Source organism: Riemerella anatipestifer (assembly GCF_035666175.1).
In the GTDB taxonomy this organism is placed as follows: Bacteria; Bacteroidota; Bacteroidia; order Flavobacteriales; family Weeksellaceae; genus Riemerella; species Riemerella anatipestifer_D.
The window spans coordinates 677,333-698,050 of the sequence record NZ_CP142016.1 but is presented as its reverse complement, the minus strand read 5'-3'; the positions used below and the strand labels follow the sequence as shown (position 1 = coordinate 698,050).

Below are 20,718 nucleotides of genomic sequence, written 5' to 3'. Positions count from 1 at the left end.
AAACTTTCATTTATTATAAAATTAAAATAAAGAATGTCAAAAAGAGATTACTACGAGATATTAGGGGTAGAAAAAAACGCTACGGCAGACGCTATTAAAAAAGCCTACCGAAGACAAGCACTTAAATATCACCCAGATAAAAACCCAGGAGATAAAGAAGCTGAAGAAAAATTTAAAGAAGCAGCGGAAGCCTACGAAGTTCTCAGCGATGAGAATAAAAGAGCTAGATACGACCAATACGGTCATGCGGGAGTAGGTGGTAGCGGAGGCTTTGGTGGAGGAGGTTTCGGTGGCGGTATGAATATGGAAGATATTTTCAGTCAGTTTGGAGATATCTTTGGAGGTCATTTTGGTGGCTTCGGTGGTGGAGCTAGAAGGCAGGAAGTTAGAGGTACTAACCTTAGGGTTCGTATCAAGCTAAGCCTAGAAGAGATGATGAATGGAACTCAGAAAACCATCAAAATCAAAAAAATGAAATTGGCCCCTGGGGTAACTTCTAAGACTTGTCCTACTTGTAACGGTAATGGTGTCCAAATGAAAGTGATGAACACAATGTTTGGACAAATGCAAACGCAAACCACTTGTGGGGCGTGTAATGGTATCGGTAAGGTAGCAGATAAAATACCAGCGGGAGCTAATGCTCAAGGGCTTATTAAGGCTGACGAGGAAGTGAGTATTAACATTCCAGCTGGAGCTAGAGATGGCATACAACTAAGTGTAAGAGGTAAAGGTAATGATGCTCCTTTCGGTGGAACACCAGGGGATTTGCTTGTGGTGGTAGAGGAAGAGGAAGATGCAAACATCAAGAGGGAAGGAGATAACCTTCACCAAGAGTTATATATTTCTTTCGCAGAAGCAGCGTTGGGTACTTCTAAAGAAATCTCAGTAGTAGGTGGTAAAGTTAAAATAAAGGTAGATGCAGGTACACAATCAGGTAAGATTTTACGACTTGCGGGTAAAGGGCTCCCTAGCATAGACAGTTATGGTAGGGGAGATATGTTTGTGCACATCAATGTATGGACACCACAAAACCTTACAAAAGAACAAAAAGAGTTTTTTGAAAAACAACTGAACAGCGGCGAAATGAAAGCCGAACCTTCAGGGAAAGAAAAAACATTCTTTGATAAGGTGAGAGATTTGTTTAACTAGAATTATAATAATGATAAAAAGAGACTTTTAAAAGTCTCTTTTTTTATGAGCGATTAGGATAATTGTAACAAAAACGCTTTTCTTTGTACTAACTAAAATAAAAATATAAAAATGCTTAGAGCAGAACATATTACAAAAACCTATGATGCAGGCAGAAAAGTAGCTTTGTCGGACTTTAGTATAGAAGTTCCTACGGGAAGCATCTACGGTCTGCTAGGACCTAACGGAGCAGGCAAGACTTCTTTTATCAGAATCATCAATCAGATTACTCAAGCGGATAGTGGTAAAGTTTTTATAGATAACGAAATTTTAAGTCCGCATCATATCAAGATTATTGGTTATATGCCAGAGGAAAGAGGTCTTTATAAAAATATGACGGTGGGCGACCAAATTCTCTATTTTGGGGAGCTTAAAGGTATGTCTAAAAATGAGGCACTTACTCAAGCTAAGTATTGGTTTGAACGCCTAAACATAGACCAATGGTGGAAAAAGAAACTCTCAGAACTTTCCAAAGGTATGGCACAGAAAATACAGTTTGTGGTAACGGTATTGCACCGCCCTAAATTACTTATTTTAGACGAGCCTTTCTCTGGATTTGACCCTGTAAATGCTAATCTCATTAAAGACCAAATCATCAATCTTAAAAATAATGGGACAACCATCATACTTTCTACACATAGAATGGAAAGTGTGGAAGAAATGTGTGATTATGTAGCGTTGGTTAATCATTCAAAAAAAATCTTAGACGGAAAAGTGTTTGAAGTAAGAGAGCGTTTCAAACAAAATGTTTACGAAGTTGTACTCGCTCACCCTAATTCTGAATTGTTGGAAAGCTTTAAATTGGAATTTTCGCCTTCTGATTGGCAAGAAAAAGACGGACTTATTAGTTTTAATTTAAAATATCAAGGCGAACAAAATCAGTTGTTGTCAAAACTAATGCCGCTAGGAAGCATTAGAAGTTTTAATGAGAAAATACCTAGTATGAACGAAGTGTTCATTACTGCTGTACAAAACTAATATCGTATGAAAAATATTATTATCATAACCAAAAGAGAATTTCTTACTCAGGTTAAAAAGAAATCTTTTATTGTACTCACTTTGCTAGCCCCAATTTTAATGATAGCTTTCGGGGCTGTTATAGGATTGATGTTTAAAGCTAACGAAACGGAATATCAGTTTTCTGTCATAGACAAAAGTGGCGTGTTTGAAAACCGAATGAAAGCTCCACAAGATGTTTCCCTTGTGTATGCATCTCCTAACACCGAAGCATCTTTGAAGGAAGGATTAAAGACTTCTGAAGCTATTGATGGAGTGTTGATTATTCCTCCTATGCAAGGGCAAGATTATGAAACTTTACAGAATCAAACTCAGTTATTGGTAAATAAAAAAATAGGATTTGATGTAAGGAAAGCCTTGGCATCTTCTATGTCGGAAGTCATTAAGAAAGAAAAAATAAAAGCACTTGGAATCACCGAAACTCAAGTGAACGACTTAGATAAATCTTTTGAACTTAAAACCACCAATGTTTTAGATAATCATCAGCAAGACGATAGCCTTGCGTTTGGTGTAAAGTCTGGTTTGAGTATGTTATTGATGTACGCTACTTTTATGTTTATTTTGATTTATGGTGTAAGGGTGATGCGTAGTGTTTTAGAGGAAAAAAATAATCGTGTGGTAGAGATTATTATTTCTTCGGTTAAACCGTTTGATTTAATGATGGGTAAAATCTTAGGGGTTACTTTAGTGGCACTTACCCAATTTGTTATATGGATAGGTATGGCGGTAACAGCGGCAGTGTTTTTTAATCAAAGTTTTAGCCCAATGTCTACTGGAAACACTTTGGAACAAATGGAAAATATACAGGAGGTAGTGGCTCATATATCTCATACTTTGTTGGAACTCAATTATGGGCTTATTATTGGGGTGTTCCTTGTGTTTTTCCTTTTAGGTTATATTTTTTATAGTTCTATCTATGCTGCTATCGGTTCTGCGGTAGATAACGATACCGAAACTCAACAGTTTACTTTATTTGTAACCATTCCGTTGATGTTGGGGCTTTATGGTAGCATTTCTATTATGAATAATCCAGATGGACCTATGGGCTTTTGGCTTTCTATGATTCCGTTAACTTCTCCTGTAGCTATGATTGCAAGGATACCCTTTGGAGTGCCTATTTGGGAGTTGGTATTGTCGGTTGCGTTATTATTTATTACTACATTACTGATGGTCTTTATTGCTGCAAAAATATACCGTGTAGGCATACTAATGCACGGTAATAAAGCAACTCTAAAAGAACTTTGGAAGTGGATTAGACATTCGTAAGTATTGGGAGTAATTATTATAAAAAGCCGAGAGAATATTTTTTCTTTCGGCTTTTTGTTTAAAGTTAATATTTGAAATGAATGAGGTGTGGGAGTGTATTTTTTTAGAAATTTTAATATCAATAATTTTTTGTAAATTCGCACTAAATTTTTAATCAATGAATTACGATATTATAGTTATAGGGAGTGGTCCTGGTGGTTATGTAACAGCCATTAGAGCAGCACAATTAGGTTTCAAAACAGCTATTGTAGAAAAAGAAAACTTAGGAGGTATCTGCCTTAACTGGGGGTGTATTCCTACAAAGGCATTATTGAAATCTGCACAAGTGTTTAAGTACATCAACCATGCAGAAGATTTCGGTCTTAATAAAGTAGAAGCTAGTTTTGAATTTCCTAATGTAATTCAGAGAAGCCGTGGGGTGGCGAGTAAGATGAGCAAAGGAATAGAGTTCCTTATGAAAAAGAATAAGATAGATGTTATATTCGGTACTGCTAAAGTTCAAAAAGGTAAAAAAGTTTTAGTGGAAAAAGATGGTGCTACAAAAGAATATTCTGCAGAGCACATCATCTTGGCAACAGGAGCTCGTTCTAGAGAGCTTCCAAACCTTCCTCAAGACGGCAAAAAAGTAATTGGGTATAGACAAGCACTTTCTTTACCAGAGCAGCCTAAATCTATGATAGTAGTAGGTTCTGGAGCTATCGGAGTAGAGTTTGCATATTTCTACGCTACTATGGGGACTAAAGTAACTATTGTAGAGTTTATGCCAAACATCGTACCTGTGGAGGACGAGGAGGTTTCTAAACATTTAGAAAAATCTCTCAAGAAAGCAGGTATAGAGGTAATGACTAACGCTTCCGTAGAATCTGTGGATACTTCTGGTAACGGCGTTAAAGCTAATGTAAAAACAGCTAAAGGTAATGTAATATTAGAGGCTGATGTGGTACTTTCAGCAGTTGGTATTACGGCTAATATTGAAAATATAGGACTAGAAGAAGTTGGAATTAAAACAGATAAAGGCAGAGTTTTAGTAAATGAATGGTACCAAACTTCAGTACCAGGTTATTATGCGATAGGAGATATTATTCCTACTCAAGCCTTGGCTCATGTGGCTTCTGCGGAAGGAATTACTTGTGTGGAAAAAATCAAAGGATTACATACAGAAATTATAGATTATGGTAATATTCCAGGGTGTACTTATTGCCTTCCTGAAATAGCATCAGTAGGTCTTACCGAAAAACAAGCCAAAGAAAAAGGCTATGATATTAAGGTTGGGAAATTCCCATTCTCAGCGAGTGGAAAAGCGACTGCAAACGGAGATACAGATGGTTTTGTAAAAGTGATTTTTGATGCTAAATATGGTGAGTGGTTGGGTTGTCATATGATAGGTAATGGTGTTACCGAAATGATAGCAGAGGCTGTAGTGGCTAGAAAATTAGAAACTACAGGACACGAGATTTTAAAATCCGTTCACCCGCATCCTACATTGTCAGAAGCGGTTATGGAAGCCGTAGCAGCAGCTTATGGTGAGGTGATACATATCTAATTATAGTAAAACTTTAGTTATAAGATAACACCTCCTAGATGCAATAAGTCTAGTGAGGTGTTTTGTTTTTGTATTATAATATAAATTTATAGATGAGAGCGATATTTATTTTTATTCTTTTGTTACCTGCGGTTGTGTTTTCTCAAACCAATGATTTAGGAAATTGGTTTATCTATTTTGGAGATAAAAAGATTGACAATAGATGGAATTGGCATCACGAGGTACAATATAGAAATTTTAACTTCATAGGAGATACAGAGCAGTTACTCATTAGAACAGGGCTTGGCTATAATCTTACCGAAAACAATAATAATATTTTGCTAGGTGCGGCATTTATTTACAGTGAACCTTATTTGGCAAATAGCGATACTAAGACTAGTTTTAACGAGCATCGTATTTACCAGCAGTTTATCACAAGGCAGACTTTTGGAGCGGTATCTTTGCAGCACAGATATAGGTTTGAGCAACGGTTTTTTGAGAAAGATTTTAGGTTGAGGCTGCGTTATTTTATAGGTCTTAATGTGGCTCTGAACAAAAAGCAAATGATGGACAAAGCAGTCTATTTATCTGCCTATAATGAGATATTTATAAATACTGAAAATAATATATTTGATAGAAACAGGCTTTATGGTGGTTTAGGATATAGATTTTCTAAAAATGTGCGAACCGAAATTGGGGTGATGAATCAGTCCACGAGTGCTGTGTCTAGAAATCAATTAAATTTGATTACATTTTTTAACTTTTAAGCGCCTGTTTAAATATTTGAAGTATTCTAAATAAAAATTATTATATTTGCCTCATGTGTTACATCGTATGAGGTATTTTAGTGTCATAAGTTTTTTAATTTTTCTTAATTTTCTAGCATTTCTAAGTGTGGCTGGTTTTTTGGAATTGAGCGAAACATATACTAATACGGTTATTCTTGAAGAAGATAAAGAAGAAGAGGTTTATTTCTGAGGATGAAGATGATATTAAAATGTTTCTTAAAGGTCATGGTACTTTGAAGTATCAAAAGATTTTAGCAAACACCTTTAAAAAGAAGCTATTTTCTTACAAAGAGCATAGGTCTTTATTCTTTATGGATAAACATTTTCCTTATCCCGAAGTTTAATAGATATTGTACCTGAAAAATTATTTCGCAGATATATCTTTTTGTTGATATTATCTAGAAATAAATCTAAAAAACAGTTATTCCTAATAGGGATAATAAATCTAAAAAAATAACAATTTTAATATCAAAATAATGAAAAATATTAGTCTAATTTATGTATTAGCAATGGCATTTGCTTTTGTGTCGTGTGATAAAAACTCTAAGCAGCAGCTTAAACCAGAAGATGTTTTAGTACAAGATGTACTTACCAAAGAGCAGAGAGATGCTCTTACTCCAGATCAGATTATCCAAAGTTTTAAAGAGGGTAATGCAAGGTTTATGAATAACGATTTAACCAAAAGAGACCACTCAGCACAGGTAAGAAAAAGTGTAAAAGGGCAGTACCCACAAGCAGTGGTATTGTCTTGTTTGGATAGTCGTGTTCCAGTAGAAGATGTTTTTGATAGAGGGATAGGTGATATTTTTGTAGGGAGAGTAGCCGGGAATTTTGTAAACGAAGATTTGCTAGGAAACATGGAATTTGGCTGTAAAGTAGCAGGAGCTAAAGTAATTATGGTACTAGGGCATGAGCATTGTGGAGCTGTTAAATCGGCTATTGATAATTTAGAGTTGGGTAATATCACTGCAATGTTGAGTAAGATAAAACCTGCTGTAAAAAAAACAACTTATCAAGGCGAAAAATCTTCTAAAAATGAAGAATATGTGCACAAGGTTTGTCAAAGTAATGTAGAACATACCATAGAGCAGATTAGAAAAAATAGCCCAATACTTAAAGAAATGGAAGATAAGGGTGAAATAAAAATAGTAGGGGGGATATACGATATGGATACAGGTAAAATAGATTTCTTATAGTAAAGGCACTAGCATTAAGTTAAAAAGCCGTTTCAAAATTTTTTGAAACGGCTTTAATATGATACACAATTCCTTTATTGTCTAATTTCTGATATCTGAGTGGTTAAATAAATTTTACCCGATACTTGGTTAACATTAGTACATCCTGTAGAAGCTCCTCCATAAGCGATTTGAGTATAGTTTGAAGAACTTCTTTGTAGGTTTCTGACATAAACTTCCATAGTATGAGCTCCGACACTTTGATCTTTTAATATTCCCGAAAGATTAAATTTTTTCCAACTGCATCTACCTGATGCAGGTTCAAAAAACTCTCTCACAGTAACTAGTTTTCCATCTATAAATACAGCAACCGCAAACCCAAAATTAGTGGCAGCAAAAGTGTTGTTTATAGATGTCATTCCTTCCACAATAAAATAAGTAGAGTTTGTAGTATTTGTAATATTGAAATTGGTATTAACATTTGTAGGTGTCCATCCACTAGTAGAATCTCCAAAATGGAATTCTTCTGGAGCAGAAGGAAATGTGCCTACTATAGTGGTGTTTGTAGAAAGAGCTGTTTTATTTAGTGTGCTAGGAATAATGTTCTTAGCATCTTCCAGTAAATAATTAATATACCACCTCCCATCATACCAAAAATTAATTCTATTTTCTCTTGAATTAAAAACAGTTACTCCATTTTGAGGAGTGTTTACTGTAGTAGCGTCGGTATCGCTATTTAGGGGTACTCTAGGGTATAAAAACCCTTTGTTATCGCTATGAAGGTGTAGCTGGGCACTTGCATTAGGCTCTGTAATTCCTGAGTTCATCTCTGTAATTAGTACCCCATTGTTTTGAGAAAACATTAGACTTGATATTAGACTAGTGTTAATACTTATGATTTTAAATAATTTTGTCATTTCTGTTATAATTTGTCGATAGGTTGCGAAATAAATATAGTTGTAGATAGCTTTACTGATTCATCATTAAACAGATTGGTACATGAAGGATTCTTTCCTCCGTAAACTATATTAAAACTAGTGGAGCCAGTACTGTTCGTTCTGTGTCTTACAGCTACTTTTACACTATGGACTCCCACAGGTAAATTTTCTGATGCAAAATAGAAGTTAAAAACATCATAAGCACAAGTTTGTGATAGGTTAAATACATACGGCTTAATTGCTACTAACTTATCATTTATAAAAAAGCCAAAGGAGGTATCAAATGTTGTTCCTATAAGAGCGCTAGAGTTACTAACATGCATAACTCCTGAGTAGGTGAATAAATTTTGATTTGTATTCCTATCAATTGTAATCGTACTGGAAGGAGCAGAAATAACAGTCCACTCACTAGAAAGAGTTTCGCCTATAACGTGATCTTTAATACCTTTAAATGCTGTTGATGCTGAAAAAGTAGTCGAGGCATCGTTAATATGGCTATAGTACTTGGTTAAATGATCTAACACATCTTTATTTTTTCCACTAAATAGAAATTCCCACATTTCGCCACTCCAGTAATAATATCCTTCCTTTCCAATAAGATTAGGATTTGTATTAAAAACAATAAGAGACTCTTCTGGGTTAGTGATAGTTGTTTTATCTGTTCTACTATTAAGATAAACATGAGGAAAATTAACTCCTTTTGATGTACTATAAACCTCTAGTATAGCAGATGGGTCTGGTGTAGGTGTGTTAATTCCTACATTTTGTGCTTGAATTGCTGTTATGGTTAAAGCTCCTATAACAATATTTGATATACTCGTTGTGCATTTTAAATAATACTGATTTTTAGATGATTTAATTTTCTTTGGAAGATAAATTTATTGATATATTGAATAACCGTTGCGGCGGTTATTTTACTGATTATCCTTGTTTTAAAGCCTTCAAAAGTTTTAGCATAGTTTCTTTTAATCATAAATTGGTCGCAAAGTTGAGAGAAAAATGTCTCAATTCGTTTTCGCTTTTTCTTGTACAATGAAAATTGAGGAATATAATCTTTCTGATTACTTCTCATTGGTGTATCTAATTTAATATTAGCATAGTTAAATAAATCTATTTGAACTTTTGCTGATAAATAGCCTCTATCTCCAATTAAAGTACAGTTTCGCATTTGCTCACCACTATCTTTTAAATAGTGGATGTCGTGAACGGATGCAGGGCTTATATCAAAATTCTTAATCACACCATTTAAAGAACATACTGCGTGTAGTTTATAGCCATAGAAATATAATTTCTGTGAAGCACAATAACCATATGTTGGTGAAGAATAGGATTGCTCTTTACAAATTTTTGAACGAGTAGAACGAGCGTTTTCACAAACTTTCATTGGCATGCTATCAACGATAAAAATATCTTCAAACTCATTGAACTCCATCGAAATACGCTGTCTAATTTGCTCTGTTTGTAGGGATAGTCTTCGTTTTCGCTTATTGTAAACACTTCTTTCAATTTTGTTTATCAGAGAGTTTGGCAATTTTCTAAAGAACTGTAATTCGCTATCAATACTCAAGTATTCAGCAGTAATATTAAGACTTATGACTTCTAAATCGCTCATTTTAGGTGTTCTTCTCTGATAACTAATCAGTTGATTTTCTGAAAAAAGTCCTAAAACTTCCAAAATTCTTTCATATATTTGCTCTATGTTGTTCATTTATACCGTTTTATAGCAAAAACAATATACTTATTTTCAGTCTAATAAACAACTCTTGTTTTTTTCATTTCATAATGCACAACGGGTTATATCGGTATAAAATAAGCCGAAGAGAGAAAAAAGTAAGAAAGTAGAGAAAGTGTAGGATAAGTAAAACAACCCCGTTGTGCATTATGAAATGAAAAAAACAAGAGTTGTTTATTAGACTGAAAATAAGTATATTGTTTTTGCTATAAAACGATATAAATGAACAACATAGAGCAAATATATGAAAGAATTTTGGAAGTTTTAGGACTTTTTTCAGAAAATCAACTGATTAGTTATCAGAGAAGAACACCTAAAATGAGCGATTTAGAAGTCATAAGTCTTAATATTACTGCTGAATACTTGAGTATTGATAGCGAATTACAGTTCTTTAGAAAATTGCCAAACTCTCTGATAAACAAAATTGAAAGAAGTGTTTACAATAAGCGAAAACGAAGACTATCCCTACAAACAGAGCAAATTAGACAGCGTATTTCGATGGAGTTCAATGAGTTTGAAGATATTTTTATCGTTGATAGCATGCCAATGAAAGTTTGTGAAAACGCTCGTTCTACTCGTTCAAAAATTTGTAAAGAGCAATCCTATTCTTCACCAACATATGGTTATTGTGCTTCACAGAAATTATATTTCTATGGCTATAAACTACACGCAGTATGTTCTTTAAATGGTGTGATTAAGAATTTTGATATAAGCCCTGCATCCGTTCACGACATCCACTATTTAAAAGATATTGGTGAGCAAATGCGAAACTGTACTTTAATTGGAGATAGAGGCTATTTATCAGCAAAAGTTCAAATAGATTTATTTAACTATGCTAATATTAAATTAGATACACCAATGAGAAGTAATCAGAAAGATTATATTCCTCAATTTTCATTGTACAAGAAAAAGCGAAAACGAATTGAGACATTTTTCTCTCAACTTTGCGACCAATTTATGATTAAAAGAAACAATGCTAAAACTTTTGAAGGCTTTAAAACAAGGATAATCAGTAAAATAACCGCCGCAACGGTTATTCAATATATCAATAAATTTATCTTCCAAAGAAAATTAAATCATCTAAAAATCAGTATTATTTAAAATGCACAACGAGTTCTAATATATTTCGGTTAGTATATGCTCTATTAAATTTTGATTCAGGTGAAATTAATAAACTCGATGCATTTGATGCTAAAAACTGAACATTCCCTTTACCATTATGATTAAAGATATTCCTATTTAATGTTATATTTGAATAATCTTTTGTGTTTAAATTATCTATAGATGCATGTATTCCATTAACATATACAGCTGTTAATGAAGGAGGTGTGTTTTGATCTAATGTAAAGTCTGTTACTTTATTATAAAAGAAAGTTGTTGAATCTGTAACAATATTTTGTGCTTGATTACTTTCTTGAGAATATCTCTGAGTATATTGACCTGGAATTGTCGCATTAGAGGGGGAATTAGGGTCTGAACTAAGATAATATTGCTCTGTACTCTTATCAAAAGATTTTGTTTCAACTGTGTTAATAGGAGTTAATACATAACCTCCATTTGGCTTATAATAAACATTATTAGGAATATCAGCATCTGTCAACTTTACATTACCATTAGCTTGTTTTTGCCAAATCTCGCCATTCGTACTCCCTGCACTCTTTACCCACTTCGTTCCATTCCAAAAGTAGTAACCTTTTTCTGTAATATCTACAACAGCAGGAGTTGCAGCATTTGTCATCGTTAAATCATTAACATACACCAGAGTAGATTCTTTAAGTGGCATCTCTGTATTGGTTGTCATTAGGTGAGCTTTATTTTTACTCACATTTGGGATTATCAATCCTTCCAAAGTCTTATCCGTATTGTCTGACTTTCCTTTAATCTCTAAGGTCGCATTGGGTTTATCAATGTTAATTCCGACCTTACCACTATAATCTTGTCCGTAAACCACTAGCCCTAAACCTAAAAAGGCTAACACACTTAATTTTGTAGTCTTTGTTTTCATAATATTTAATTTAAAATTGTTAATATTTAGATTTTAGACTTAAGGGTTGAGGTAATACTAGGTTCTAATATCTCACCTCTAAGCTCTGATATAAAAAACGCCTTCCCCCTCTAAACACACAAAAAACGAGAGGAAAGGCTAAGGCAGAAAGAAAGTAAAAACTCCCTCTCTGAATGCTAAAAGCACCTAACAAAAACGACCATGTTTTAAGACAAAACAATGGTGCTTTTAGCCTATATTTATGAAAGCTAAAATTAGAATGGTATAAACGCAAAAATCCGCCAACGAAAGTTGGTAGAACTATATTTACAATTAACGATAAAAGTTGAAGTAATTTTCTAGATAATAAAACGCATACGCAGGTAACTATCTGTGTGTGTTTACAAAATTATTTGGAACAGCCAAATAATTCAGGTACTTTTTTACATTTGTTTGTATGTGGTTGGTATCGTGTGTCATAAAACTGAAGCAAACTTATAACCTTTTGTAGAAGTATGCAAGTTTTTAGTCTTATATTTTTTAGATAAGCACTATTTAGTGCAAAAAAGCCTAAGAGTTTTTCTTAGGCTTTTAGGTTAAATATGGGTTTAATCTAAGGCTTGTTTTAAATCAGAAATGATGTCTTCTACATTTTCTAACCCTATACTACAACGCACCAATCCTGGGGTAATGCCTACTTCTAGGCGGTCTTCTTCGGTGAGTTTAGAATGGGTGGTAGAGGCAGGGTGGGTTACAATAGTTCTAGTATCTCCCAAGTTAGGCGAAAGTGAGCATAACTTTATCTTGTTAAGGAAGTTTCTACCTCCTTCAATACCACCTTTAACTTCAAATGCCACAATATTGCCGCCGTGTTTCATTTGTTTTTTGGCGATTTCGTAGCTTGGGTGTGAGGGTAGAAAAGGATACTTAACTAAAGAGACTTTAGGGTGTTGTTCTAGGAACTCTGCAACTGCTAGAGCGTTTTCGCAATGTTTCTCTAAACGAACAGCTAAAGTTTCTAAACTTTTACTAAGCACCCACGCATTAAACGGAGACAAAGACGGTCCTGTATTCCTAGAGAAGAGATAGATTTCTCTAATCAGTTCTTTTTTTCCAACCACAATACCACCTAACACACGCCCTTGTCCGTCTATCATTTTGGTAGCAGAATGTATGACTAGGTCGGCTCCGTAAGTGATAGGTTGCTGTAAATAAGGAGTAGCAAAACAGTTATCTACTACAAAAATAAGATTGTGCTTTTTAGCAAAGTTGCCAAAAAACTCTAAATCCAAAATTTCAATAGCAGGGTTAGTAGGTGTTTCTAAATAGAGAAAACGAGTATTAGGTTTTAGATATTTTTCTAGCTCTACTTCGTCAGCTTTAAAGTAAGTGGTTTCTACATTCCATTTCGGGAAATGAGTCTTAAATAAATAGTGTGTAGAACCAAACACCGACTGGCAACTCAAAATATGGTCGTTAGGTTTAAGCAAAGCATTAAACGAGGCAAAAACAGCCGCCATACCCGAAGCAAAGGCATATCCTGCTTCGGCACCTTCCATTTGTACTATCTTTTCAGTAAACTCATTGGTGTTAGGGTTACTGTAACGGCTGTAGATGTTATGTTCTACCTCTTCTGCAAAGGCAGCACGCATCTGTTCGGCATCTTCAAAAACAAAGCTAGAGGTAAGATACAACGGCACTGAATGCTCCTGAAAATCAGTCCTAGCAATTTGGTTTCTGATGGCTTGGGTTTCAAAGTTTTTCATATTATAAAGTTGTTATTTAGTTTCACTTAGTCTTAAAATATCACCAAAGACGCCTCTAGCAGTTACTTTAGCACCAGCACCAGCACCCATAATAACGATAGGGTTTTCGCCGTAGCTTTCGGTATAGACTTCAAAGATAGAGTCAGAGCCTTTGAGTTGTCCTAACGCTGAATGGGCAGGTACTGAAACAAGTTTTACATCAAGTACACCTTTGTCTTCTCTTAGGTTGCCGTGCAAATCACCTACATAACGCAGAACATAGCCTGTTTCTTGGTTGTCCTTAATCTTTTGGTAGGTGTCATCTAGCTCATTGAGTCTAGAAATAAAATCTTCTTTACTAATATCAGAAAGGTTTTCAGGAATGAGGTTTTGGATATTGATGTCCTCAAATTCATTTACTAAGTCTAGTTCTCGTGCTAAGATTAGTAGTTTTCTCGCTACATCATTTCCTGAAAGGTCTTCCCTTGGGTCAGGCTCGGTAAAGCCTTTTTCCATAGCTTCTTTAATGATGGTAGAAAAGACATCTCCTCTTACCGAAAAATTATTAAATATATAACTAAGCGACCCTGAAAATACCCCTTTAATACGTGTAATATCTTCGCCAGAAAGATGAAGGAGCTTAATAGTATCTATCAATGGTAACCCTGCTCCTACATTGGTTTCGTAGAGGTATTTCTTTTTGTTTTTCTCTAGGGTACGTCTTAATTTTTTATATTCCCCAATCGGAAGAGTGTTGTAAATTTTGTTGGAAGAAACCAAATCGAAGCCTTGTTCCGCTAGTTCTAGATAGTTTTTTACAAAGTCTTTACTAGCGGTATTGTCCACAGCAATTAGATTTTCAAACTGATGTTCTTTTACGAATTGAAATAAATCTTCCAAAGTATTTTGGGTATTAGCAAATCTCACTTTCTGTCGCCAATCGCTTCCGAAGCCTCCTTTGTTAAACACAATATTTTTAGAGTTTGCTATTGCTACGATTTTAAGGTCTATTCTCTTTCGTTGCAAAATATCATAAGCAGAATCTAAGATTTGTTCTATCAAAGTACCACCCACATTACCATGCCCAAACAATACTAAATGTACGGCTTTAGGTTTGCCATAAAGTTCGGTTTCTATAATGTTTTTGGTTTTTTCGGCTTGGTTGGTCGCTACTACAATGTTTACACGCCCCGCCGAAGCCACTTGGTTAAGAAGTAACGGGAAAATTTTGTTACGCTGGAGTTCGGTAAGTATTTTGTTGAAATCAGGCGTTACCAGACCAATCACAGTAATGCCATCTACACTGTAAATCTGGCTTACAATCCCTTGGTTAATTTCATTTTTAAACTCTTCTTTTAGGCATTGTACTGCATCTTCGGCGTTGCTTTCGTCTACGAGTACAGAGATGCCATTTTCTATCGCCTGTTGAGAGATAACGCCAACGCTAATGTTGGCTCTATTAAGAGCGTTAAATATACGAGAGTCTATCCCTATTTGACCTAGAAAGTCCTTGCCTTCAAAATTGATGATGGCTTTGTTTGGATATATATTGAGGTTTTCTTGATTAGGCATAATATAATTTTTAAAGTTGATTTAATATTTAATAATTGATTTGAATATATGTTTCATTTGTTCATATTCCATAAGGAAGGCATCGTGTCCGTGTACCGATTTTATTTCGTGGTAGTGGGCATTAGCATTATTGGTTTTTAAAAGTTGATAGGTTTCTTCAATCTCAAAAGCAGGGAAAAATAAATCACTATCTACTGATACCAAATGGAATTCTGTTTTTATTTCAGCTAACGAAGACTCATCAACCGCAATGGTGGTTAGCAGATGGTTCATTAGTAAATAAGCCTTTAGAGTAAACCTTTCATTAAGGCTTTCACCGTGGAAATTGAGCCATTCGTGAGATTGCAGTAGGTCAGTATCGTCTCCTTTTTGCCTTTTAAATCTTTTATTGAGTGAAAAGGGAGTTCTATAGCAAAGCATTGCATGAGTTCTCGCTTTTTGTAGCGGTTTTTCACTATTTTCTAGGAGGTATTTCTGGACTAAACATTGGGCATTCAGCCAATCGGTTGTTTTAAAATCCGAGGCTACAGGTACAAATACTTTGGATAAGTTTTTATTAAGATTGAGCATTTCCCAACCTATAGCACCACCAATGGAGCCACCTATAAGATAGTCTAACTGTTTAATTTTAAGTTGTTCTAACCCTAAAAGGAATAGCTGAGCCACATCTTGAGTAGTAAAGGCTTGTGGATTATCAATAAAGAAATCATTATAACCATTACCAGGGATATTAAAACAGATTACCGAGAGTTTGTTGGTGTCAATAGTTTTTTCTGCTCCTACCAAATCTTGCCACCAGCCTTTTGTTCCTGCGACATTAGAGTTTCCCGTTAGAGCATGATTGATGAGTACAACAGGAGCTGTATGTAAAGGCTGCCCAAATAACTCATAGCTAAGTGAGATATCGGTACTATATCCAGTAGTTGTTAAATAGTCTTTAATTTTGAGGTGATGCAACATTCTTTTATTATAAATTTTAAATAACTGAAATGTTGCCAAGAAATAAGAGGTATTTTCTTGATGTTATCTATCCAAAAAACTTTGGTAGAATTTAGCACCTTCTTCCATGAGGAAGGGTTGCCAAGGTTTCGCAGGGTCTATTCCCTCCACCTTTCTTGATAACATTTCCTAGTTTTTCAACGAACTAATACAGAGCAAAGATAGACTATTTTTTGTTTTAAACAATATTTTCATTGAAAAAATAAAACCTTGCGTTTAAAATTAACTAACTTTGCATTCAACTTTTATTTTAGATTCTGATGGACAAAAAAAATATAGCCGTAGTCATGGGCGGATACTCTGATGAGTACAAAGTTTCCCTAAAAAGTGGACAACTAATTTACGACTCTTTAGACCGTGATTTATACAATGTTTATAAAGTGGTAGTTCTTAAAGAAGGTTGGTTTTATTTAGATGAAAATGAAGCCAAGCTACCAATACAAAAGGGAGATTTCTCTGTAAATCTACCTAGTGGAGAAGTACTGCGTTTTGATGTTTGCTTTAATACCATTCATGGGACACCAGGTGAAAACGGCGTGTTACAAGCATATTGGGACGCCATAGGTCAAAAATATACAGGGTGCGATTTTTACCAAAGTGCACTTACCTTTAATAAAAAAGATACTTTGGCTGTATTAGCAAAGTATGGTATTCCGTCTGCTAAAAGTTTCTACATAAAAAAAGGAGAGGCTTATGATAAAGATGAAATTATCAGCGAGTTAAAGCTACCGCTGTTTGTAAAGCCTAACCAAAGTGGTTCTTCTTTAGGAATTTCTAAGGTAAAAGAGGTTTCGGAGTTTGAAGTGGCTTTAGAAAAAGCATTTTTGGAAGACGATGAGGTTTTAGTAGAAAGTTTCTTAGACGGTATGGAGGTATCTGTGGGTGTGCTAGATTACAAAGGTGAGACTATTGTTTTAGGCATTACAGAAATTATCCCAGAAACAGAATTTTTTGATTATGAAGCAAAGTATCAAGGAGCGTCTCAAGAGATTACCCCTGCAAGGCTAGATGAGGCTACTAGATTAAGAGTAGAGGAAGTTGCAAAAAGAGCTTATAACTCTTTAGGAATGAAAGGGTTTTCTAGAAGTGAATATATTATTATGGATGGTGTGCCTTATATGCTAGAAATGAATACTAACCCTGGTTTTTCACCTGCGAGTATCCTTCCTCAACAAGCGAGAATTTACGGTATCTCCATTACAGATTTGTGTGGAAACGAGGTAGAAAAAGCTCTAGCAAAATAATAAAATATGAAGGTAGCTGTATTTCCAGGGTCTTTTGACCCTATTACTCTAGGTCATTATGATATTATAGAACGAGCGTCTAAACTTTTTGACCGTCTTATTATTGCTATTGGGCAAAACTCTCAAAAGCATTATATGTTTCCACTTGAGAAAAGGATAGAGTTTATAGAAAAATCGGTGTCTCATTTTGGAAATGTAGAGGTGGACTCATTTGAAGGGCTTACGGTGGATTACTGTATGGAGAAAGACGCCCAGTTTATCCTAAGAGGATTGAGAAACCCTGCCGACTTTGAGTTTGAAAAAGCCATCGCACATACAAATAGAACTTTGGCACACAAAAAGTTAGAGACTGTTTTTCTTTTGACTTCCTCAGGTAAGTCGTTCATTAGTAGTAGTATTGTGAGAGAAATTATAAGCCACGGTGGTGAATACGAATTGCTAGTACCTGACGCTGTAAGAATATAAAACGGATTTAAAATTATTTTTAGCACAAACAATGCATGCAAATATCAATTTTTTAATAGAATTTCTAGGGACGATATCTTTTGCTATGTCTGGCAGTTTTGCTGCAATGCAAAGAAGATTAGACCCTTTTGGGATTCTTATTATCGCTTTTGTAACTTCTGTAGGAGGTGGTACGGTGAGGGATTTACTTTTAGCTAAACCTGTATTTTGGATGCATGATTTGTGGATATGTGGTGTTATCTTTGTTACCTGTGTTATTTCAATGATTTTTAAATCTATTGAGCAAAATTTTAGGGTAACACTTTTTATATTTGATAGTTTTGGGTTGGGACTGTTCACAATTATAGGCATACAGAAAGGTATGAGTTCCGAGCTTCACCCTATTATATGCATTACTCTAGGTACGATTACAGGGTGTTTTGGAGGGATTATTAGAGATATTCTATTGAATAGAATTCCGTTGATATTTAGAAAAGAAATCTATGCAACAGCTTGTATATTAGGCGGTGCTACCTTTATACTTTTGGCAACCTACACTCGTTTGTCTTATCCTGTGGTTCAGATTTTTACTATTCTGCTTATTGTAACCATAAGAACTTTAGCGGTTAAATACCATTGGCAGATGCCTAAATTTTATATTCAAGATAAGTAAGATTAAATATATCTGTATTTTTGTAGAAGTATGTTTAACAGTGGGATAATGAATACAAATGTTGTAAAGAACCAATCCAAAGTAGTGTTTTCATTTCTTTATTTGCCGGCAGCCTTGTTGTTGATGATAGTCTTGTTTCTTTGGAATAAAGAGGCACTATCCATCAATGGTTATACGGGAATTCAGAAGGAAGTATTTCTTTATATCAATCATCAGTTGGGGCAATATCCTAGCTTGATGATAAATTTTACACAATTCGGAAATGCGCTGGTGTTTTTATCGTGTTTGAGTATTTTCATTATTTATGCTCCGAAACTTTGGGAGGCTTTAATTTCGGCATCGCTTATTTCGCTTTTATTTTCAAGTACACTTAAAAACTTATTTTCGGTGCCAAGACCAGCTGCTATGTTTGATGTTGGTACTTTTATTATTGTTGGTGAAAAACTTACGGGGCATAGTAGTTTGCCGTCGGGACATTCTATTACTGTTTTTACGATACTCACAGTGCTGATGTTCAGTTTTATGCCGAGGAGTTTAATTTATAAGATACTGTGGTCTTTCTTTATTATCGTTATAGGTTTAATGTTAGTATCTACAAGGGTAGGCGTGGGAGCTCATTATCCTCTTGACACTATTGTTGGTGGTATTATAGGTTATATTTCGGGAGTTTTAGGGATACTCTTTAGCCAAAAATATAAAACCTGGAATTGGATAGCTGATAAGAAGTATTCTCCCGTTTTTATAGTACTGTTTACTGTCTGTATCATCATTATTTCAAAAAATATCTTTACCGAAAGTTTAGTGGTATTTTACCTTCCACTGGTGTGTTTAGCAATATCATTATTTAAAATAGGATTTCTCTATGTTAAAAAATAGTTTAAAAGTAACTCATTTTGCAATTTTAATGAGTGTGCTACATTTGTTATTATTTCATATTCCGTTTTATACTTATGTGGTTAATAACATAGATTATACAAGTTTTAATGGAGTGCTGCTTATTGCGAGTTTAGTGGTGGTAATGGTGGTGGCTAATTTTTTTGCATTCTATTTATTTTTGTATTTATCACGCTTTGTGGGTAAATTTTTATTAGTGTTATTCTTCCTTATCAATGCAGTTTCGGTCTATTTTATCACTACTTATGGCGTGATTATAGACGAGAGTATGATAAGCAATGTATTTAATACCAATTATGAAGAGTCTAGTAGTTTCTTTTCGGTTAAGTTGGTGTTATATTTAGTGCTATTAGGTATTTTACCGAGTATTTATATTATCAGAACTAAAATTATCCCAAGCACTTTCAAGCAGTTTGTTAAGACGATGGCACTGGCATTATTGTTTATGGTAGTGATGGCTTTTGTAAACGCAAGTAACTGGCTTTGGGTAGATAAAAACTCTAAACAGTTGGGTGGTTTGGCAATGCCTTGGTCTTATAGCGTAAACACGGTGTTGTACCACATTCACAAGTACAAAAAGAATGAAAAGGAGATTTTATTACCAAATGCTAAGATAAAGGATAACGAAAAGTCGGTGGTGGTATTGGTGATAGGAGAATCGGCGAGAAGTCAGAATTTTTCGCTTTATGGCTATAATAAAAATACCAATCCATTACTATCAAAAACAAGCAATGTTTTTCATTTTAAAGCTAATTCCTGTGCCACTTATACCACGGCAGGAGTTAAATGTATTTTAGAACATACCAATACTGATGATTTGTATGAAATACTACCTAACTATTTATATCGTAATGATGTAGAAGTGATTTGGAGAACTACCAACTGGGGCGAACCGCCATTACATATCGCAAATTATCAAAACAAAGAAGCTCTAATGAAAGACTGCAACAAGCCCGAATGTGATTATGATGAGGTGCTTGTAAATGGATTAAAGGAGCAAATATTGGCAAGTAAAAAGAATAAAGTATTGGTAGTTTTACATACAAGTACCAGCCACGGACCTACTTATAGTAAAAAATATCCATCAAAATTTGAGGTGTTTAAGCCTGTTTGTAATAGTGTAGAGTTGGGCAAGTGTTCCCAAACGGAATTGGTAAACGCTTACGATAATACCATTGTTTATACAGACTATATCCTACATAATGTTATCGAAAATTTAAAAGAGCTAAAATATTATAAAAGCACAATGCTGTTCGTTTCTGACCACGGCGAGTCCTTGGGAGAGAAAAACTTATATATGCACGGAGTGCCTTTAAGCATTGCACCTAAAGAGCAGTATGAAATACCATTTATTGTTTGGTTGTCGGATAATAGCAATAAAAAACTAAAGCCAAACGAGGTGCTTTCTCAAAACCATGTATTTCACAGTGTACTTAACTTTTTAGGGGTAGAAAGCCCTATTTATAAAGAAGAAATGAATATTTTTAAATAGGCAGTTTTTCTTTTTCACTAAATTTTTTAATGTAGTCAAAGGATT

General features: G+C 34.5%; 20 protein-coding genes and 1 riboswitch. Of the genes, 13 read left to right on the top strand and 7 right to left on the bottom strand.

What is annotated here, in order from left to right:
* Window positions 1–33: 33 nt before the first annotated feature.
* The 7 genes from dnaJ to VIX88_RS03515 all read left to right on the top strand — a co-directional run bounded on the left by dnaJ (window position 34) and on the right by VIX88_RS03515 (window position 6,977).
* Window positions 34–1,149, top strand: coding sequence for a molecular chaperone DnaJ (gene dnaJ / locus VIX88_RS03545; protein WP_064970482.1), 1,116 nt, complete (start codon window positions 34–36; stop codon window positions 1,147–1,149).
* A gap of 111 nt (window positions 1,150–1,260) precedes the next feature.
* The gene (locus VIX88_RS03540) at window positions 1,261–2,166 is read left to right on the top strand and encodes an ABC transporter ATP-binding protein (RefSeq protein ID WP_064970483.1); all 906 of its coding nucleotides are present in this window, start codon (window positions 1,261–1,263) and stop codon (window positions 2,164–2,166) included.
* Between the two features lie 6 nt (window positions 2,167–2,172).
* On the top strand, window positions 2,173–3,471 hold the full coding sequence (locus tag VIX88_RS03535; protein WP_064970484.1) for an ABC transporter permease: 1,299 nt from the start codon (window positions 2,173–2,175) through the stop codon (window positions 3,469–3,471).
* Window positions 3,472–3,628: 157 nt separating this feature from the next.
* The gene (gene lpdA / locus VIX88_RS03530; RefSeq protein WP_064970485.1) at window positions 3,629–5,014 is read left to right on the top strand and encodes a dihydrolipoyl dehydrogenase; all 1,386 of its coding nucleotides are present in this window, start codon (window positions 3,629–3,631) and stop codon (window positions 5,012–5,014) included.
* Window positions 5,015–5,106: 92 nt separating this feature from the next.
* A complete protein-coding gene (locus VIX88_RS03525; RefSeq protein WP_064970486.1) occupies window positions 5,107–5,760 on the top strand; it encodes a DUF2490 domain-containing protein in 654 nt (217 codons plus the stop codon).
* Between the two features lie 176 nt (window positions 5,761–5,936).
* A complete protein-coding gene (locus VIX88_RS03520; protein WP_064970487.1) occupies window positions 5,937–6,125 on the top strand; it encodes a hypothetical protein in 189 nt (62 codons plus the stop codon).
* A 132-nt stretch (window positions 6,126–6,257) separates the two neighbouring features.
* Window positions 6,258–6,977: a carbonic anhydrase family protein gene (locus VIX88_RS03515; protein WP_064970488.1), complete on the top strand. Its 720-nt coding sequence runs from the start codon at window positions 6,258–6,260 to the stop codon at window positions 6,975–6,977.
* A 74-nt stretch (window positions 6,978–7,051) separates the two neighbouring features.
* Here VIX88_RS03515 and VIX88_RS03510 read toward each other — a convergent pair whose 3' ends face one another.
* The 3 genes from VIX88_RS03510 to VIX88_RS03500 form a co-directional block, all read right to left on the bottom strand.
* The gene (locus VIX88_RS03510; protein WP_127919825.1) at window positions 7,052–7,873 is read right to left on the bottom strand and encodes a hypothetical protein; all 822 of its coding nucleotides are present in this window, start codon (window positions 7,871–7,873) and stop codon (window positions 7,052–7,054) included.
* 5 nt (window positions 7,874–7,878) lie between these two features.
* Window positions 7,879–8,418 (bottom strand): hypothetical protein, encoded by a 540-nt coding sequence (locus VIX88_RS03505; protein WP_127919824.1) that lies wholly within the window; start codon window positions 8,416–8,418, stop codon window positions 7,879–7,881.
* 305 nt (window positions 8,419–8,723) lie between these two features.
* On the bottom strand, window positions 8,724–9,602 hold the full coding sequence (locus VIX88_RS03500; RefSeq protein ID WP_214193991.1) for an IS982-like element ISRa1 family transposase: 879 nt from the start codon (window positions 9,600–9,602) through the stop codon (window positions 8,724–8,726).
* A gap of 246 nt (window positions 9,603–9,848) precedes the next feature.
* Here VIX88_RS03500 and VIX88_RS03495 point away from each other — a divergent pair, with 246 nt between their 5' ends.
* Window positions 9,849–10,727 carry an IS982-like element ISRa1 family transposase gene (locus VIX88_RS03495; RefSeq protein WP_127919818.1) on the top strand — a complete coding sequence of 293 codons (879 nt, stop codon included), beginning with the start codon at window positions 9,849–9,851 and terminating at the stop codon, window positions 10,725–10,727.
* Here the strand turns inward: VIX88_RS03495 and VIX88_RS03490 are convergent.
* From VIX88_RS03490 to VIX88_RS03475, 4 genes are all read right to left on the bottom strand, one after another.
* Entirely contained in the window at window positions 10,720–11,631 is a 912-nt protein-coding gene (locus tag VIX88_RS03490) for a hypothetical protein (protein WP_237190400.1), read from the bottom strand. The genes VIX88_RS03495 and VIX88_RS03490 overlap by 8 nt on opposite strands.
* A 587-nt stretch (window positions 11,632–12,218) precedes the next feature.
* Window positions 12,219–13,376 (bottom strand): trans-sulfuration enzyme family protein, encoded by a 1,158-nt coding sequence (locus VIX88_RS03485; protein WP_064970281.1) that lies wholly within the window; start codon window positions 13,374–13,376, stop codon window positions 12,219–12,221.
* 12 nt (window positions 13,377–13,388) lie between these two features.
* Complete coding sequence (locus tag VIX88_RS03480) at window positions 13,389–14,927, bottom strand: ACT domain-containing protein (protein WP_064970280.1); 1,539 nt, start codon at window positions 14,925–14,927, stop codon at window positions 13,389–13,391.
* 21 nt (window positions 14,928–14,948) lie between these two features.
* On the bottom strand, window positions 14,949–15,887 hold the full coding sequence (locus VIX88_RS03475; RefSeq protein WP_214192566.1) for an alpha/beta fold hydrolase: 939 nt from the start codon (window positions 15,885–15,887) through the stop codon (window positions 14,949–14,951).
* Window positions 15,888–15,947: 60 nt separating this feature from the next.
* A riboswitch (SAM riboswitch) is annotated at window positions 15,948–16,052 on the bottom strand.
* Between the two features lie 134 nt (window positions 16,053–16,186).
* On the opposite strand from VIX88_RS03475, the gene VIX88_RS03470 reads away from it, so the two are divergent.
* From VIX88_RS03470 to eptA, 5 genes are read left to right on the top strand one after another with little or no spacing between them, the layout of a single operon-like run.
* Window positions 16,187–17,170, top strand: a complete 984-nt coding sequence (locus VIX88_RS03470; RefSeq protein ID WP_064970278.1) for a D-alanine--D-alanine ligase — start codon at window positions 16,187–16,189, stop codon at window positions 17,168–17,170.
* Window positions 17,171–17,176: 6 nt separating this feature from the next.
* Entirely contained in the window at window positions 17,177–17,635 is a 459-nt protein-coding gene (coaD, locus tag VIX88_RS03465) for a pantetheine-phosphate adenylyltransferase (RefSeq protein ID WP_004919697.1), read from the top strand.
* Window positions 17,636–17,666: 31 nt separating this feature from the next.
* Complete coding sequence (locus tag VIX88_RS03460) at window positions 17,667–18,287, top strand: trimeric intracellular cation channel family protein (RefSeq protein ID WP_064970277.1); 621 nt, start codon at window positions 17,667–17,669, stop codon at window positions 18,285–18,287.
* Window positions 18,288–18,335: 48 nt separating this feature from the next.
* Window positions 18,336–19,163 carry a phosphatase PAP2 family protein gene (locus VIX88_RS03455; RefSeq protein WP_064970276.1) on the top strand — a complete coding sequence of 276 codons (828 nt, stop codon included), beginning with the start codon at window positions 18,336–18,338 and terminating at the stop codon, window positions 19,161–19,163.
* Complete coding sequence (gene eptA, locus VIX88_RS03450; RefSeq protein WP_214194038.1) at window positions 19,150–20,673, top strand: phosphoethanolamine--lipid A transferase EptA; 1,524 nt, start codon at window positions 19,150–19,152, stop codon at window positions 20,671–20,673. The genes VIX88_RS03455 and eptA overlap by 14 nt, the downstream gene beginning before the upstream one ends.
* Window positions 20,674–20,718 lie beyond the last annotated feature (45 nt).

Excerpts from the sequence above, each read along its gene's own strand:
- VIX88_RS03540 (WP_064970483.1), top strand. The coding sequence starts at position 1,261 with ATGCTTAGAGCAGAACATATTACAAAAACCTATGATGCAGGCAGAAAA.
- VIX88_RS03480 (WP_064970280.1), bottom strand. The coding sequence starts at position 14,927 with ATGCCTAATCAAGAAAACCTCAATATATATCCAAACAAAGCCATCATC.
- coaD (WP_004919697.1), top strand. The coding sequence starts at position 17,177 with ATGAAGGTAGCTGTATTTCCAGGGTCTTTTGACCCTATTACTCTAGGT.
- dnaJ (WP_064970482.1), top strand. The coding sequence starts at position 34 with ATGTCAAAAAGAGATTACTACGAGATATTAGGGGTAGAAAAAAACGCT.
- VIX88_RS03485 (WP_064970281.1), bottom strand. The coding sequence starts at position 13,376 with ATGAAAAACTTTGAAACCCAAGCCATCAGAAACCAAATTGCTAGGACT.
- eptA (WP_214194038.1), top strand. The coding sequence starts at position 19,150 with ATGTTAAAAAATAGTTTAAAAGTAACTCATTTTGCAATTTTAATGAGT.
- VIX88_RS03475 (WP_214192566.1), bottom strand. The coding sequence starts at position 15,887 with ATGTTGCATCACCTCAAAATTAAAGACTATTTAACAACTACTGGATAT.
- VIX88_RS03515 (WP_064970488.1), top strand. The coding sequence starts at position 6,258 with ATGAAAAATATTAGTCTAATTTATGTATTAGCAATGGCATTTGCTTTT.
- VIX88_RS03490 (WP_237190400.1), bottom strand. The coding sequence starts at position 11,631 with ATGAAAACAAAGACTACAAAATTAAGTGTGTTAGCCTTTTTAGGTTTA.
- VIX88_RS03535 (WP_064970484.1), top strand. The coding sequence starts at position 2,173 with ATGAAAAATATTATTATCATAACCAAAAGAGAATTTCTTACTCAGGTT.
- VIX88_RS03460 (WP_064970277.1), top strand. The coding sequence starts at position 17,667 with ATGCATGCAAATATCAATTTTTTAATAGAATTTCTAGGGACGATATCT.
- VIX88_RS03500 (WP_214193991.1), bottom strand. The coding sequence starts at position 9,602 with ATGAACAACATAGAGCAAATATATGAAAGAATTTTGGAAGTTTTAGGA.
- VIX88_RS03510 (WP_127919825.1), bottom strand. The coding sequence starts at position 7,873 with ATGACAAAATTATTTAAAATCATAAGTATTAACACTAGTCTAATATCA.
- VIX88_RS03455 (WP_064970276.1), top strand. The coding sequence starts at position 18,336 with ATGAATACAAATGTTGTAAAGAACCAATCCAAAGTAGTGTTTTCATTT.
- VIX88_RS03495 (WP_127919818.1), top strand. The coding sequence starts at position 9,849 with ATGAACAACATAGAGCAAATATATGAAAGAATTTTGGAAGTTTTAGGA.
- lpdA (WP_064970485.1), top strand. The coding sequence starts at position 3,629 with ATGAATTACGATATTATAGTTATAGGGAGTGGTCCTGGTGGTTATGTA.
- VIX88_RS03525 (WP_064970486.1), top strand. The coding sequence starts at position 5,107 with ATGAGAGCGATATTTATTTTTATTCTTTTGTTACCTGCGGTTGTGTTT.
- VIX88_RS03470 (WP_064970278.1), top strand. The coding sequence starts at position 16,187 with ATGGACAAAAAAAATATAGCCGTAGTCATGGGCGGATACTCTGATGAG.